General features: G+C 36.4%; 13 protein-coding genes. 10 read left to right on the top strand and 3 right to left on the bottom strand.

Going from position 1 to position 16,083, the window contains the following annotated elements:
* Positions 1 to 236: 236 nt before the first annotated feature.
* Positions 237 to 725, bottom strand: coding sequence for a hypothetical protein (locus JUJ52_RS06600; protein ID WP_026680768.1), 489 nt, complete (start codon positions 723 to 725; stop codon positions 237 to 239).
* A 160-nt stretch (positions 726 to 885) separates the two neighbouring features.
* On the opposite strand from JUJ52_RS06600, the gene JUJ52_RS06595 reads away from it, so the two are divergent.
* The 3 genes from JUJ52_RS06595 (at position 886) to pyc (ending at position 5,973) form a co-directional block, all read left to right on the top strand.
* On the top strand, positions 886 to 1,167 hold the full coding sequence (locus tag JUJ52_RS06595; RefSeq protein WP_026680769.1) for an Fpa/YlaN family protein: 282 nt from the start codon (positions 886 to 888) through the stop codon (positions 1,165 to 1,167).
* 199 nt (positions 1,168 to 1,366) lie between these two features.
* Positions 1,367 to 2,551, top strand: a complete 1,185-nt coding sequence (ftsW, locus tag JUJ52_RS06590) for a putative lipid II flippase FtsW (RefSeq protein WP_026680770.1) — start codon at positions 1,367 to 1,369, stop codon at positions 2,549 to 2,551.
* Positions 2,527 to 5,973 (top strand): pyruvate carboxylase, encoded by a 3,447-nt coding sequence (gene pyc / locus JUJ52_RS06585; RefSeq protein ID WP_205388501.1) that lies wholly within the window; start codon positions 2,527 to 2,529, stop codon positions 5,971 to 5,973. Before ftsW ends, pyc begins: the two co-directional genes overlap by 25 nt.
* A gap of 163 nt (positions 5,974 to 6,136) precedes the next feature.
* On the opposite strand, the gene JUJ52_RS06580 is transcribed toward pyc, so the two are convergent.
* On the bottom strand, positions 6,137 to 7,084 hold the full coding sequence (locus JUJ52_RS06580) for a COX15/CtaA family protein (protein WP_026680772.1): 948 nt from the start codon (positions 7,082 to 7,084) through the stop codon (positions 6,137 to 6,139).
* Between the two features lie 480 nt (positions 7,085 to 7,564).
* Between JUJ52_RS06580 and cyoE the strand changes: the two genes are divergently transcribed.
* The 7 genes from cyoE to JUJ52_RS06545 all read left to right on the top strand — a co-directional run bounded on the left by cyoE (position 7,565) and on the right by JUJ52_RS06545 (position 14,809).
* Positions 7,565 to 8,509: a heme o synthase gene (gene cyoE / locus JUJ52_RS06575; RefSeq protein WP_026680773.1), complete on the top strand. Its 945-nt coding sequence runs from the start codon at positions 7,565 to 7,567 to the stop codon at positions 8,507 to 8,509.
* A gap of 61 nt (positions 8,510 to 8,570) precedes the next feature.
* Complete coding sequence (gene coxB / locus JUJ52_RS06570) at positions 8,571 to 9,623, top strand: cytochrome c oxidase subunit II (RefSeq protein WP_121605039.1); 1,053 nt, start codon at positions 8,571 to 8,573, stop codon at positions 9,621 to 9,623.
* Positions 9,624 to 9,664: 41 nt separating this feature from the next.
* Positions 9,665 to 11,518: a cytochrome c oxidase subunit I gene (ctaD, locus tag JUJ52_RS06565; protein WP_166530933.1), complete on the top strand. Its 1,854-nt coding sequence runs from the start codon at positions 9,665 to 9,667 to the stop codon at positions 11,516 to 11,518.
* 1 nt (position 11,519) lies between these two features.
* Positions 11,520 to 12,143: a cytochrome (ubi)quinol oxidase subunit III gene (locus JUJ52_RS06560; RefSeq protein WP_026680775.1), complete on the top strand. Its 624-nt coding sequence runs from the start codon at positions 11,520 to 11,522 to the stop codon at positions 12,141 to 12,143.
* Positions 12,144 to 12,146: 3 nt separating this feature from the next.
* Positions 12,147 to 12,461 carry a cytochrome c oxidase subunit IVB gene (gene ctaF, locus JUJ52_RS06555; protein WP_121605041.1) on the top strand — a complete coding sequence of 105 codons (315 nt, stop codon included), beginning with the start codon at positions 12,147 to 12,149 and terminating at the stop codon, positions 12,459 to 12,461.
* Positions 12,462 to 13,076: 615 nt separating this feature from the next.
* On the top strand, positions 13,077 to 13,976 hold the full coding sequence (ctaG, locus tag JUJ52_RS06550; protein WP_121605042.1) for a cytochrome c oxidase assembly factor CtaG: 900 nt from the start codon (positions 13,077 to 13,079) through the stop codon (positions 13,974 to 13,976).
* A 377-nt stretch (positions 13,977 to 14,353) separates the two neighbouring features.
* On the top strand, positions 14,354 to 14,809 hold the full coding sequence (locus tag JUJ52_RS06545; protein WP_026680778.1) for a DUF420 domain-containing protein: 456 nt from the start codon (positions 14,354 to 14,356) through the stop codon (positions 14,807 to 14,809).
* Positions 14,810 to 14,842: 33 nt separating this feature from the next.
* On the opposite strand, the gene ytvI is transcribed toward JUJ52_RS06545, so the two are convergent.
* A complete protein-coding gene (gene ytvI / locus JUJ52_RS06540) occupies positions 14,843 to 15,901 on the bottom strand; it encodes a sporulation integral membrane protein YtvI (protein ID WP_205388502.1) in 1,059 nt (352 codons plus the stop codon).
* Between the last annotated feature and the right edge of the window lie 182 nt (positions 15,902 to 16,083).

The following is a 16,083-nucleotide window of genomic DNA, read 5'->3' as shown; positions in this document are numbered from 1 at the left end:
TCATGAAGTCGCCTCGTTTCTGAAGGCTGGTGCTGGACGTGGCTCAACACGCCAAGATTTATTCACATGGGAAAATTTATAATTTCCCTGCTTATAAAAAAAGGTTGTCGCAACAATGTGCACAACCTTCAAAATCATTCGGTAACTTTTTAATAAAGTTTTTCATCACTGCTTTCCCATTATTTCTTTCCGTTGTTCTATGGTCAAATAGAAAGAAGAAGATGTCTAAGTTAGTGTTACTTTATTTTTATAGCAGTAATATGTTTAATAGGATTATCCTTGTTGGAACCGTCTTGATAATATAAATGAACCGGTCCGTCTTCTTTAAGAGGTTTTCCATCCCGAGCGAATAGAAAATAACTATGGTATAAATCATCAATGGAAATAGGGATTTCTTTACTATCAGTAACTAAAATTGCACCCGATGCATCCTTGCTAATTTCTGCATTATCAAGAAAATGACCTATTGGCATCACGTAAGAGCTTTCCAAGATTTTTTCGCGCTCGTATTTTTTAATACTTCTATTTACGGGTGGTTTTATATTTTGTTGATAGACCTCTTGGCTCCATCTTTGAGAAGCACGTTCTAATTCGTCTTGATCATTGGTATCAACTGGTTTTTCTGTAAAAGCTTTCTCTAGTTCTATTTTTCTGTCATCGAATATCCACACTGTTGGATCTAATGTAATGGGATACGCTACTTTCCCGTTTATTGGTACGATCATATTTATCACCTCTTAAAAGTTGTCCTTCTTAAGGATAGCAGACCTATACTAATTTTTCACTTCTAAGATTATGATTTTCTTTAATTTTATTTGCATTTTATTGATGCTAACGATAATATAATATAGAGAAGGAAGCTTATTTTTGGAGGGGATAGATTTGATTCATGAGGTGACAGTAAATCATCGCGAAAAAGCCCATGCCCTTCTTAAGGCTGATGCTGACAAAATTTTGCGACTAATAGAAGTTCAAATAGATAACCTAACAATGCCACAATGTCCTTTATACGAAGAAGTTCTCGATACACAAATGTTTGGGCTTTCCAGGGAAATTGATTTTGCTGTTCGTTTGAACTTAATCAGCGAAGATGAAGGTAAAGCACTCCTTGAAAATTTGGAGAGGCAGTTAAATATTCTGCATGAAGCAGCGCAGAAATCCGTGTGATAGTAACGTCACGAGATTAGTTGCGGGTTGAACGAAGATGCAAAAACTTTGCCTACAAACTAAAACGGCAAGGTTTTTTTGTTTAAACACAATGTAAATAGGTAAGTGAGTAGCTTCATACCCTGCGATAAGACATAATAAATATAGAATTTATAGAAAACAATACCGCTTGTAATACATAAAAGTAGGGAGAAGGAAAATGGTACAGAAATTAAAAAATTATGATTTTACTTTAATGATTACCCCAATCCTCTTAGCTGCATTTGGATTAGTAATGATTTATAGTGCGAGTATGGTATTCGCAGTAGTAAATGAGTATAAACCTACGCATTATTTGGGCTTACAATCTGTTAGATTTGCAATGGGATTAGGAGCATTTATAGTTTGCTGTATTTTCCCTTATAAGTATTACCAAAAATTAATAAAACCAATCATATTAGGTATCATTTTATTATTAATAGCTGTGTTATTGTTTGGTTCAAATGTAAACAATGCTCAGTCATGGATATTTGGAATACAGCCTGCTGAGTTTGCTAAACTTGCACTAATTATGTACCTAGCTTCTGTTTATTCGAAAAAACAAGAATATATTGATCAGTTTAGTAAAGGAGTACTTCCACCGCTTATACTAACAGGCATAATTTTAGGCTTAGTCGTCCTTCAGCCTGATATTGGAACAGCATCAATTATCTTTTTGATTGCATGTTCCGTAATTTTTAGTTCAGGAATTCGATTAAAACACTTGCTGATATTAATAGGTATTGGTGTTGCATTATTATTATTTGCAATACCATATATGATAACAGACGAAAGGCTTTCCCGTTTTACAGGAGCATATCAGCCCTTTCAAACACCCGATTCTCATGGCTATCAATTAATTCAGTCCTATCTGGCGATAGGTAATGGTGGTATTTTGGGAGAAGGGCTCGGGCAAAGTGTTCAAAAGCTCGGCTATTTAACCGAGGCTCATACTGATTTTATTATGGCAATTGTTGCTGAAGAGCTTGGTTTTTTAGGGGTGGTTATCGTTATAGGAATGTTAGCCATTATTGTTTTACGCGGAATTTTTATCTCGCGAAAAACAAAAGACAGCTTTGGAGCATTATTAGCTATAGGTATATCGTCAATGGTAGGTTTGCAGGCTATTATTAATTTAGGAGCAATTAGTGGTTTACTTCCTATCACAGGAGTTCCACTTCCGTTTGTAAGCTATGGTGGTTCGTCTCTATTGGTATTAATGATATCGATGGGGGTTTTAAATAATATAGCAATGCAAGTAAAGAAGAGAGAACAAGAACCAGCAACCGAACAACAGAATAATGATAGTAAAGTACTTTATACTAATCGAGGAGGAAAAACATGGAAGAACAACTTAAGCAGATAAACAAAATATTAGTTGCAAACCGAGGAGAGATAGCAATACGTGTTTTTCGGGCTTGTACTGAATTAAACATCCGGACAGTTGCTATTTATTCTAAGGAGGATTCTAGCTCTTACCATCGGTATAAAGCGGATGAAGCGTATCTTATCGGTGAAGGAAAGAAGCCAATTGAGGCTTACCTTGATATTGAAGGCATTATTAAGCTCGCAAAAAAAGTTGGTGTGGATGCGATTCACCCTGGGTATGGTTTTCTTTCGGAGAATATTTTATTTGCGAAACGTTGTGAAGAAGAAGGAATCATTTTTATTGGTCCCACAAGTAAGCATCTCGATATGTTTGGGGATAAGGTAAAAGCACGAACACAAGCGATTAATGCAGGAATTCCTATTATACCAGGAAGCGATGGGCCAGTTACTTCTTTAGAAGAAGTAGAAGAATTCACTACGCAGCATGGCTTTCCAATTATAATAAAGGCATCACTTGGTGGTGGCGGTCGAGGTATGCGCATCGTACGCAGTGAACAAGGACTTGCAGAAGCGTATGACCGTGCGAAATCTGAAGCAAGGGCTGCTTTCGGAAATGATGAGATCTATGTTGAAAAATTAATTGAGAATCCAAAGCATATTGAGGTGCAAATAATTGGTGACCATGCTGGTAATACAATTCACCTGTTTGAAAGAGATTGCTCTGTCCAGCGAAGACACCAAAAGGTAGTAGAAGTAGCACCTAGTACATCATTGCCTGACAAATTACGGATGGAAATATGTAGTGCAGCAGTACACCTAATGGACAATGTTCAATATGTTAATGCTGGAACAGTAGAATTTCTTGTAACAGAAAATGAATTTTACTTTATAGAAGTAAATCCACGTGTTCAAGTAGAGCATACGATAACTGAAATGATTACGGGTGTGGATATTGTTCAGACACAAATTAAGGTAGCTGAAGGAAGAAACTTACATGATACTTCTATTGGCATACCGGAACAAGATAAATTGGTTACAAATGGTTTTGCTATTCAATCTCGGGTAACTACAGAAGATCCCTTAAATAATTTTATGCCTGACACAGGAAGAATCATGGCATATCGAACTGGTGGGGGATTTGGAGTTCGATTAGATGCAGGTAATGGGTTTCAAGGAGCAGTCATCTCACCTCATTACGACTCACTCTTAGTAAAGGTATCTACTTGGGCACTAACATTTGAGCAAGCTGTACAAAAAATGGTCAGAAACTTAAAAGAATTCCGGATACGTGGAATTAAAACAAATATTCCTTTTTTAGAAAATGTCATCTTACATGAGAATTTTCTTTCAGGTGTTTATAATACGACCTTTATCGACCAAACACCGGAGCTATTCGTTTTTCCGAAACGAAAGGACCGAGGTACAAAGATGTTAACCTATATTGGTCATACGACTATTAATGGGTTAGATGCATCAGGGAAGAAGGCAAAACCATCTTTTTCAAAATTACAAATTCCTAAATTTGACTCAGCAGAGAAAATCCCTGATGGCACAAAACAAATTCTTGATCAGCAAGGACCTGAAGGACTTGCAAATTGGTTGAAAGAGCAAAAGGAAGTCTTATTAACTGATACGACATTCCGTGATGCCCATCAATCTTTATTAGCAACGAGGGTTAGAACAAAGGATTTGTATCAAATTGCTGAGCCGACAGCACGATTATTACCAAATTTATTCTCCGTAGAAATGTGGGGTGGAGCGACCTTTGATGTTGCTTATCGTTTCCTAAAAGAAGATCCATGGGAACGTCTGTTAAAGCTTCGAGAAAAAATGCCAAACGTACTTTTTCAAATGTTGCTACGTGCAAGTAACGCGGTAGGGTATAAAAATTATCCAGATAATTTAATTAAAGAATTTGTTGAAAAAAGTGCTACTGCAGGAATAGATGTTTTCCGAATTTTTGATAGCTTGAATTGGGTTGAAGGAATGCAATTAGCAATCGAGTCCGTTCGCGAAAATAACAAAATTGCTGAAGCCACAATGTGTTACACTGGAGATATATTAGATATTGGCCGTTCTAAATATGACATAGAATATTATAAAAAACTTGCTAAATCATTAGAGGATTCTGGTGCCCACATACTAGGTATTAAAGATATGGCTGGATTATTAAAACCGGAAGCAGCATATCAATTGATTTCAACCTTAAAAGAGACTGTTGATTTACCAATTCATTTGCACACGCATGATACAAGTGGAAATGGAATTTATTTATACGCTCGAGCAATAGATGCAGGTGTTGATGTTGTAGACGTTGCTGCTGGGCCAATGGCTGGGTTAACATCACAGCCAAGCGCACAAACACTATATCATGCGTTAGAATCCCATTCGAGACAGCCAAAGGTAAATGTTTCTGCTTATGAAAAACTTTCGCATTATTGGGAAGGGATTCGAGACTATTATCGTGACTTTGAAAGTGGTATGAAATCACCGCATACAGAAATATATATGCATGAAATGCCTGGTGGACAATATAGTAATCTAAAACAGCAAGCCAAGGCAGTCGGTTTAGAAGACAGATGGAATGAAGTAAAAGCAATGTTTAGGCAAGTAAATGATATGTTTGGCGATATTATTAAGGTAACTCCTTCCTCAAAAGTTATTGGTGACATGACATTATTCATGGTACAAAATAATTTAACAGAAGATGATATTTATGAACGAGGGGAATCTATCGACTTCCCTGATTCGGTAATAGAATTTGCTCAAGGCTATATTGGACAACCATATCAAGGGTTTCCTCAAGAATTGCAACGCATTATTCTAAAGGGTAAGGAACCAATTAAGGTACGTCCAGGCGAACTACTAGATCCGATCGATTTTACCCAATTAAAAGAAACGTTATTTAAGACACTAGATCGTCAGGTTACTAGTTTTGATTTGATATCACATGCATTATATCCAAAGGTATTTATGGATTACAATAAATTCTACGATACATATGGAGATATGTCGGTTTTAGATACACCAACTTTCTTCTATGGTATGAATCTAGGTGAAGAGATAGAAGTAGAAATCGAACAAGGAAAGACGCTAATTGTAAAGCTTGTATCGATATCTGAAGCAAGGGCAGATGGTACTAGGGTTATCTATTTTGAGTTAAATGGACAAACACGTGAAATTGTCGTTAAGGATGAAAATATCCAGTCAGAATTAGAAATAAAGCCAAAGGCGGATAAAGGAAATGATAAGCATATCGGAGCAACAATGCCTGGTACGGTTATTAAGGTTTTAAGAAATGTTGGTGAAAAAGTAGATAAAGGTGATCATATTTTAATAACCGAAGCTATGAAAATGGAAACAACTGTTCAAGCACCTTTTACAGGTACAATTAAGAATATATACGTTAGTGACGCCGATACGATCGAAGTAGGAGATTTGCTCATCGAATTTGATTAAATGGGATACCACTTGATTAATAGGGTGTTGGTCAGCGCTACTTGACGTAGCTTGTTACTATGTGAATAGCTGTGCCAAAAGTGTACCTGAAATAAAAAATCTCAAGGAAAAAAATTTCCTTGAGATTTTTTTATGCAAATAATTGACATAAACAGTTTCCATATTAAGTTGATGAAATATTGGGCTTATCTTGCGTTTGCTTTTCATACTTGCCACTTCTTGTTGCTAGCAAAACAAAATAGCTCAGCATGCCAAAATAAAGAGAAATTACGAGTGCATGTAAAAGTGCCGTACCTAGATGGAGTCGAGTAAAGATTATCATTGCTCCAAAGAATACTTGTAAGGAGATAAATGATAATGTTATGATCCAACCCCAATACATAATATGGTTGGAACGATAATTTTTAATCATTTGTATAAAAGCTATTACTGTCCATATAAATAATATTGCCGCAGCTAATCGATGTCCCATTTGAATCCATTGAGGTATAGTATATTCTGAGAAAGCAAATGGAGCATTATTATTACAGAATGGCCATCCACCACACACCAGATTAGATTCAGTATGGCGCACAAGGGCGCCAGTATAAACAACCAACATAGTGTATATCGTTAATGCATATATTTCGATACGATGAAACCTCTTAATAAATAGAGATTTAGCATCGAATTTTTTGTCAACCTCAAAAACGAGAAGCATAAGCAAAAAGACGGAAGCAAAGGAAATTAGCGAAATGCCAAAGTGTGCAGCTAATACAAAGTCAGATTGCCCCCATTTCACTGCTGCAGCCCCAATAAGTGCTTGAAGAATTAAAAAAAATAATGAAAGAAATGACAAGAACTTCACTTCACGAATATGGCCAATATGTCTCCAAGCTAATACTGCCAAGCCCAATACTGCAAAACCAACAATACCTGTGACCATACGGTGACTTAATTCAATTATTAACTCTGGTGTAATCGTAGTTGGTATTATTTCTCCTTCACATAATGGCCAACTATCTCCACATCCGTCAGCTGATCCTGTTTTCGTTACAAGTGCACCACCTAATAAAACGAACATCATACCAATGGTTGCCACGACAGATAACCACTTTAAGATTTTGATCATTAGTAAATCCTCACTTTATGTAATTTAAAAAATAGTATGTTTACAAATCCGATAGATTTATCATAATATTAATACCTGAGAAAAAGCAATGGTTTGCCTCAAAAATGGATTGTGTTGACACACAATTGTAATAGTATCATGTTTTGTTTTTCTTTTCACTATAGAAAATATAAAAAACGCTTGCATTGTTGTCTGTTGTTTGCTAGAAATAGTGTAGGGGAGTTTGATATACTTACCATCATTACGCGAAAATAACTACCATCCTACATAGCCAATTCTTTATTGTTTTAAAATGATTCACAAAATCGTCACAAAAACATGAGTGAATTACAGTAAAATAATTACTAGGTAGTTATTAGATTGTAAAACAATTCCATGATACAATTAATTTTTGGGGATACTTTGTTTTTATTGGATTTTCCACTAAAGTATACCTTGTCTCATTATGCCTTTTGGTAGGCGCTTGAAGGGGGGATATGAATGGATAAAGCAGAGACACCTACATCAACGGTTGTAAGCAATGCTGGTGTTTCCGACGATAAACGTTCCAACACGTTACTTGCAGATATTAAGTCATTGATCAAAGTTGGAATCATTAATTCCAATTTAATCACTGTATTTGCAGGTTTCTGGTTAGCGCTATATTTTACCGGATCTTCTTTTACAGATTATATTGGAACATTTATATTAACAATGGTAGGAAGTGCACTAGTGATTGCCGGAGGGTGTATGTTAAATAATTGGTACGATGCTGATATTGATCCAATTATGACAAGAACGAAATTACGCCCAACCGTAACCGGAACCATTTCACTTCAAGCTGTTCTTACACTTGGTATCGTTACCACATTAATAGGATTTGGACTACTCCTGTTTACAACTATTGAAGCGGTATTATTTGCGTTTATTGGTTGGTTTGTATACGTTGTTCTCTATACGATGTGGTCTAAAAGAAAGTATACGCTGAATACAGCAATTGGTAGTTTTTCTGGGGCAGCACCACCTTTAATTGGCTGGGCGGCAGTAGAACCGAATTTTCATATTGTTCCATTTATTCTGTTTTTAATTATGTTTATTTGGCAGACTCCACATTTTCTTGCATTAGCAATGAGAAAAAGTAAAGAATATAAAGCAGCAGGTATACCAATGCTACCAGTAGTACATGGTTTTGAATTCACGAAACGTCAAATTGTAATTTACATTGCATGTTTATTACCATTACCGTTTTACCTAGCTTCGTTGGGAACAACGTTCATGGTTATTGCTACTTTACTTAATGTTGGATGGCTAGCAATTGGTATCAGTGGATTCTTTATGAAAAATGATCTGAAATGGGCAAACATCATTTTTATTTATTCATTGAATTATTTAACTATCTTATTTTTAATGATGGTTCTAGTAACATGGAACTCTCCATTTAGTTAATTCGTCCTTAATTTAATTTATATATAAGGAGCATCAAGAAAAGAAAGAGAGGTATGGATACATGAAAGGTTGGATGGGAAAATTCAAATCTGTATTCCTTTTAAGTTTACTTGCACTTGTCCTTGCTGGGTGTGGGAAAGAAAACTTAACTGCCCTTGTACCAAAAGGGTATGGAGCAGAGTCTTCCATGAATTTAATTATTCTATCATCAATTATTATGTTATTTGTGTTTGTTATCGTATTTTTGGTTTATGTAATTACACTTGTCCGTTTTCGCAAAAAGAAGGGACAGGAAAATTTCATACCAAAGCAAGTAGAGGGCAACAAAACCTTGGAAACAGTATGGACAGTTATTCCAATTATTTTAGTGCTTGTGCTTGCAGTACCAACCGTTGCTGCTACATTTGATTTGGCAGATACATCCAAATCAAAAGATGGTATCAACATTGATGTTACTGGTAATCAATACTGGTGGCACTTTAGTTATGCTGGTGAAGAAATTCAAACAAGTCAGGATTTATACATTCCAACAGGAGAAAAAGTATATCTAAATATGCAATCATCAGATGTAATCCATTCATTATGGGTACCAAGTATCTCTGGTAAGATGGATGTTAACCCTGAAAATGTCAACACCATGTATATTGAAGCAAAAGAAGAAGGGGTTTACTGGGGCAAATGTGCAGAGCTATGCGGACCTTCACATTCCTTGATGGATTTTAAAGTTATTGCTGTTAGTCCAGAAGAATATGATCAATGGGTTGAAGACATGCAAGGTGTTGATCCAGAAGCGCAGCCTCAAGATGCAGTGGCTCAAGATGGTAAGGCAGCATTTGAGGAAAATAACTGTATGAGCTGTCACGCTATTGGTTCTTCGCCAAATGCGGTAGGTCCAAACTTAACCAACTTTGGTGATCGCTCTAGAATAGCTGGTATTTTGGAACCAACAAAAGAGAAGTTAGTTAATTGGATTATGGATCCTGAATCCATAAAACCAGGGAACAAAATGACGAATAATTACCCTGAACTATCTAAAGAAGAAGCAAGTAATATCGCAGAGTATTTGCTGCAATTGCAGCCATCTGAGATAACTCCAGAGAGTGCAGGAAACTAATTAAACTAAAGGGTGGAAGAAGTAAAAGGGAGGTTTAAAATTTGAGTATTGCAGCTGCTCAAAAGAAAGGCTTCGGTGCTGTTATTTGGGATTATTTAACCACAGTCGATCATAAGAAAATTGCGCATTTGTATTTATTCGGCGGTGGCTTCTTTTTCCTACTTGGCGGACTTGAAGCATTGTTTATTCGTATACAACTGATTAAACCTGAGAATGATTTTTTAAGTGCAGGTTTATATAATGAAATGATAACGATGCATGGTACGACTATGATATTCCTTGCAGCTATGCCATTATTGCTAGGAATAATGAACGCTATTATGCCCTTACAGATTGGGGCACGAGATGTAGCCTTTCCATTTTTAAATTCACTTGGGTTTTGGCTATTTATGTTTGGTGGGGTTCTTTTAAACTGTAGCTGGTTCCTCGGAGGCGCTCCTGATGCAGGTTGGACTGCCTACACACCATTATCAACCACGTCTCCTGGTCATGGAGTGGACTTTTATATCCTAGGTCTCCAGATTTCGGGTGCAGGGACATTAATGGGTGGTATTAACTTTTTAGTAACAATAGTTACAATGCGTGCACCAGGCATGACATATATGCGTATGCCGCTCTTCACTTGGACGACATTTGTAACAAGCGTGCTCATTTTATTTGCCTTTCCAGCTTTAACAGTTGGACTGTTTTTATTAATGTTTGACCGTATGTTCGGATCTGCGTTCTTTGAAGTTTCGCTTGGAGGAAATGCAGTTATCTGGCAGCATCTATTTTGGATATTTGGTCATCCAGAGGTTTACATTTTAATACTTCCAGCATTTGGTGTGTTTAGTGATATATTCGCAACCTTCTCTAAGAAGCGATTATTCGGTTATACTGCCATGGTATTTGCTACAATACTGATCGCATTCTTAGGTTTTATGGTTTGGGCACACCATATGTTTACCGTGGGTCTTGGACCTGTTGCTAATGCTATTTTTGCGATTGCTACGATGGCGATCGCCGTACCTACTGGTATTAAGATCTTTAACTGGTTGGCAACAATGTGGGGCGGTAGCATTACGATTAATTCCGCAATGCTTTGGTCATTAGCATTTATTCCATCATTTACAATCGGTGGAATGACAGGGGTAATGCTTGCCTCAGCTGTTGCAGACTATCAATATCACGATTCTTATTTTGTTGTAGCTCACTTCCACTATGTTATTGTAGGTGGAGTAGTATTTGGTATTTTGGCAGCCTTACATTATTGGTGGCCGAAGATGTTTGGAAAAATTCTAAATGAAGCCTTAGGTAAATTATCGTTCTGGTTATTCTTTATCGGCTTCCATTTAACTTTCTTTATTCAACACTTTTTAGGTCTAATGGGTATGCCTCGACGCTATTGGGTATTCTTAGAGGATCAAGGCTTGGATATAGGTAACCTAGTTAGTACTATAGGAGCACTGTTAATGGGTGTTGGAGGTCTTTTATTTGTTATTAACATCATCTATACATCTGTTAAAGGAGAAAAAGCTCCAGCGGATCCTTGGGACGGTCGTACGTTAGAATGGGCTATTCCTTCTCCACCACCGTTCTATAACTTTAAGCAAACACCACTTGTACGTGGGCTTGATCCACTATGGATTGAGAAAACGGAAGGTAAGGGTGAAATGACTGCCGCCGAGCCACTTGGGGACATTCATATGCCTGATGGATCTATTTTACCTTTCATCATGTCATTAGGTTTCTTTATTGCAGGGTTTGGATTTATTTATCAGGTGGATCAAAAAGCATGGTTAGTAGCTGTGTTTGCCGGTATGGGTATTGCGCTAGCTTGTATGCTTATTCGCTCTTTGAAAGATTACCATGGCTTTCATATTACCAAAGAAGAACTTGAAAGGGAGGCTGACTAATATGAGTCACGATCATTCCTTAAATCCAGAAACGATGCCTCAGGAACCAGAAAAGGCTACCCTTGAAGGTAAAAATAAATTCCTTGGGCTATGGTTCTTCTTAGGCGGTGAGACAGTTTTATTCGCCAGTCTGTTTGGGACTTTCTTAGCATTGAGAAATTCAACTGCAGACGGTCCTGCTGGTGAAGAAATTTTTGGCTTAGAGCTTGTTTTTCTAATGACAATGCTTTTATTAACTAGTTCACTTACTAGTGTGTATGCGATGTATCATATGAAGAACAATGACTTTAAGAAAATGCAATTATGGTTAGGGATCACTGCATTTCTTGGTATTGGATTCCTAGCTTGTGAAATATATGAGTTTTATCATTATATTCACGAGTATCATTTTACGTTTAGATCGTCTGCTTTTGGTTCAGCGTTCTATACGTTAGTAGGTTTCCATGGAGGGCACGTAGCGTTTGGGCTTAGTTGGTTAATTGCCATTATGGTTCGAAATGCGAAGCGTGGTTTAAACCTATATAATGCACCAAAATATTACACATTCAGCTTGTATTGGCACTTTATTGATGTCGTATGGGTATTTATCTTTACGGTTGTATACCTAATGGGAAAGGTGGGTTAATTCATGACGGATAACACCAATATCAATTCGTTCCAAAAGCAAAAGAATAAAGAAGAAATGAAGAAGCAACTTATTACTTTTGCTCTTATGATTGGATTTACCATTATAGCTTTTGCTATTGTTGCAACTGAAGCAATGGATAAAATGTTCGCTATTCCTCTACTGCTAATTTTAGCAGTAGTTCAAGTAGCATTTCAGTTCTATTATTTTATGCATATGAAGGATAAGGGACATGAGTTTCCATCCATGATGATTTATGGTGGTATATGGGCTGCTATATTAACGGTAGCAGCATTAGTAGCCATTGTTTGGTGGTAGGATAAAAGAGGCTGAGACAATAGATTGAAGAAACAATAAAAAAACGAACGATGATTAGTTGAAAATAATTATCGTTCGTTTTTTGATCAAAATAATTCATTTAGCACCTGAAATAAGCGAGATTCCGGCGGGAACAGCACGAGTCCGAAGGTCCACTTGGTAACGTGTTTTTCTTTACCAAGTTAGCTGAGGCTGTGTCCGTGGAAAGCGAGTATGTTTTTGCGGTGCGGCGATGATACTCCTATTGATAACATGATTATTCGTATGTTGAGTAAAGAAGTTGTGTTTTGTCTCAGCCTCTTTTTCTTAGTCTAGGAAATTATAAAATTAGCCCATGTGGATAAATAGGCGCGTGTTAAGTCACGTCCAGTTCCAGCTCCCAGAAACGAGGCTACTTCATGAATCGTCCTAATCTAAGCCATCATCGGCTCGCGAGCTCACCGTGATTCTTTTATCGCGGTTGACTTGCTTCAGTCGCTACGTTTCTATTCGGCGCTACGCTTTTGTTCTTGCTTTATGCTAGTGTTTTCTAAAAGTCGTCACATTATAAGTGTGTGTTAATATTCATATTCAGTTATAATAGTGAGGACAATCCTTTTATAGAGGTGAATAATAATGTGGCTAGAATTACAGATCTTCGGATTTCGTGCCTTATGGAGTCCGTATTTTCTATTATTTGTAATCGGATTGGGTGTCGCTTACTTTTTAGTTACAGGTCCATATCGTCATAAATTTGGTGGAACTGATAAACCGACGGGTAAACAGCAAGTTATGTTCTATATCGCAATCTTTTTACTTTACGTAGTTAAGGGAGCACCGATAGATTTGCTTTCACATATTATGCTAACTGCTCACATGGTACAGATGGCAATTTACTACTTAGTATTTCCTATACTCGTAATAAAGGGAATTCCAACTTGGATTTGGAAAAAAGTAATTGGAGCACCAATTATTAAACCGCTTTTTAACTTATTAACTAAACCGTTAATTTCACTGCTCCTGTTTAATGCACTATTTTCCATCTATCACATTCCTGTAATCTTTGACTTTGCTAAATCCAATCCGATTGCACATACAACTATTTCGCTTGTAATACTTGCAGCAGCTTTCATTGTTTGGTGGCCAATCTTATCACCAATTAAAGAAATGGATACAATGCGACCACTAGTGAAAATAGGGTATATTTTTGCTAATGGTGTGTTAATCACTCCAGCATGTGTGTTGATCATATTTGCAGACCATCCTTTATTTGCTGCATATAGTCAAGATGGAGCCTGGTTACAGGCGCTTGCTTTATGCGTTCCGGGAGAGGTACTAGAGGGAATATCTTTTTCCATTTCTGGACCTGAAATGTTCTCCCCAATGAGTACCGTTGAGGATCAGCAATTAGGTGGGATTATTATGAAAATCATGCAGGAAATCACCTATGGTATTCTGTTAGGTAGAATTTTCTTTAAGTGGTTTAATCAAGAGAGCTTGAGAGTCGATCCAATACCAGCAGATATAAGAAATTAACAAAGATTTATTCCTATAGAAAGATTACTAATATTGTTTTCAGCACTTTACTTGATTGCAATTTTAGTCCTAAGCCTCACCTCTTTTATCTAGTTACTTGGTAATTAGGTGGGGGCTTTGTTGTGTTTAGGAATTTTTTTATACTGGTGTAAAATTGAAATACTAATAATATGACATTATGTTGTAAAAATAGTATCAGTAAGTCTATTTTAAATGGAAACCGTATTTTTAAGCATAAGCTAAAACTGATTCGTCCATAATGACTTTATCAGGACGTCGTGATTTTAGCCTTTAACAAAATATGATAAAATATAAAAGCATAATCTTGAGGTTTGCTGAGTTACTTATGCATTTTTAGAAGGGAGCACATATTTTCTATGCCTTTATTGCCCACTATTAGTACGTTTTTTATTGTTCTTAGTGCAGTATTAGTCGCTTTTGGCTGGCGATTTATTGTTAAAGGAGAGGCGAAAAGCCACAAGAAAACGATGATTGCCGCTGCAATTAGTGCATTGCTGTTTTTTATTATTTATATATCAAGAACTATTTTTATTGGTAATACGAGCTTTGGAGGACCAGAGGATCTTGAAATATATTATACGATTTTCTTGATTTTTCACATTACCTTAGCTACAACGGGGGCTGTTTTTGGTATTACAACGTTGGTATTGGCATTTAAGCGTAAGATCAGCGTACATAGAAAAATAGGTCCGATTACGAGTATAATTTGGTTTTTAAGCGCGTCTACCGGAGTAATTGTTTATCTTTTACTATATATACTCTATGAGGGTGGAGAAACAACTAGTTTAATAAAAGCAATTTTAGGAACATAGAAAAGAGTTAGAGGCTTAAGCCTCTAACTCTTTTTATATTTTTATATTCCAGTTAATAATACCTGCCTCTTTTGCTGAATTAAACGCGATTACTAGTAGTGGACCGAGTATAAATCCGAATAGACCTAGGAGTTTTAGTCCAATGAACATGGATATTAAGGTGGCTAATGGTGACAATCCTATATGCTGTCCCATCACTTTTGGCTCAACTGTTCGACGGATAGCAAGTAGGATAACAGCAAGCACGGCGAGTTGAATCCCCATCCCCGTATCGCCAGCTAGGAACATAAATATCGACCAAGGTCCAAGGATGGCAATTGAACCAATGATTGGAATTAAGTCAATCACCCAAATGATTAATGACATAATAATCGCTACTTCAGGTGCTATGAAAAATAATCCAATCAATGTTACAGCTAGAATAATAAGGCTCACAAGAAACTGAGCTTTGAAGAAACCCAAAAATACACTCGTCAGCCTTGCGTTCATAAACGATACTTTTTCTGCTGTTTCTTTCGTCATTACGTGATACATTTTGGCCTTTAGCAATGGTAGTTCAACCATAAATAAAAATAAAGCAATTAAATAGACAATGAAACTAATTAAGTATTGAGGAACCGTTGCAAATACTTGTGCAATTCGATCAAGCGTGAATTTCTCTTTAGCAGTTTCACTTAGTGCATTCAAATTGGCTTCAATGCTAGATGATACCTGATTAACAAATTCAGATGGTAAATCATCTGTATATTGCTGAACTTCTGTTTCCCATTCCCTATAGATTTGGTTCAATTCATTGAAATGAGAAGGCACATCTTCAACAAAATTAACTACTTGTGTGACAGCCCTTGTAACAGTAAAGGTCCCTGCTACTCCAAGTACGATTAAAAACAGTAAGAAAACGATAGTCACTGAGATTTTTCTGTTGACTTTTAATCTTCTTTGAATTAGTCGAATTACTGGATTTAGGAAAAGGGCAGAAACAAATGCTACAATCAAAGGTATTGATATGGGCAAAATAAAAATCGCAACTAAAATGATGAATATACCTAAAAAAATGAGTGTCCAATGGCGTTTTGTCATATTTCGAAACAACTTATTACGATGGCTCCTTTCCTAGAAAAAACAGTTACAAATATATAAAAAATATAGCATTTATTTTTGAATTTGAACAGAATAATATTTCTAAAAACTTCCATGCACAACGGCTTATATACTTTTTATATCTAAATGTTATGTTACATATATACATGGAATGTGTAAAAAAACCGGCTACT

It is taken from the genome of Virgibacillus sp. AGTR (genome assembly GCF_016919725.2).
Taxonomy (GTDB): Bacteria; Bacillota; Bacilli; order Bacillales; family Amphibacillaceae; genus Virgibacillus; species Virgibacillus salarius.
Note: the sequence above shows the minus strand (reverse complement) of the source record. Positions and strands in the feature narration are given on the sequence as shown.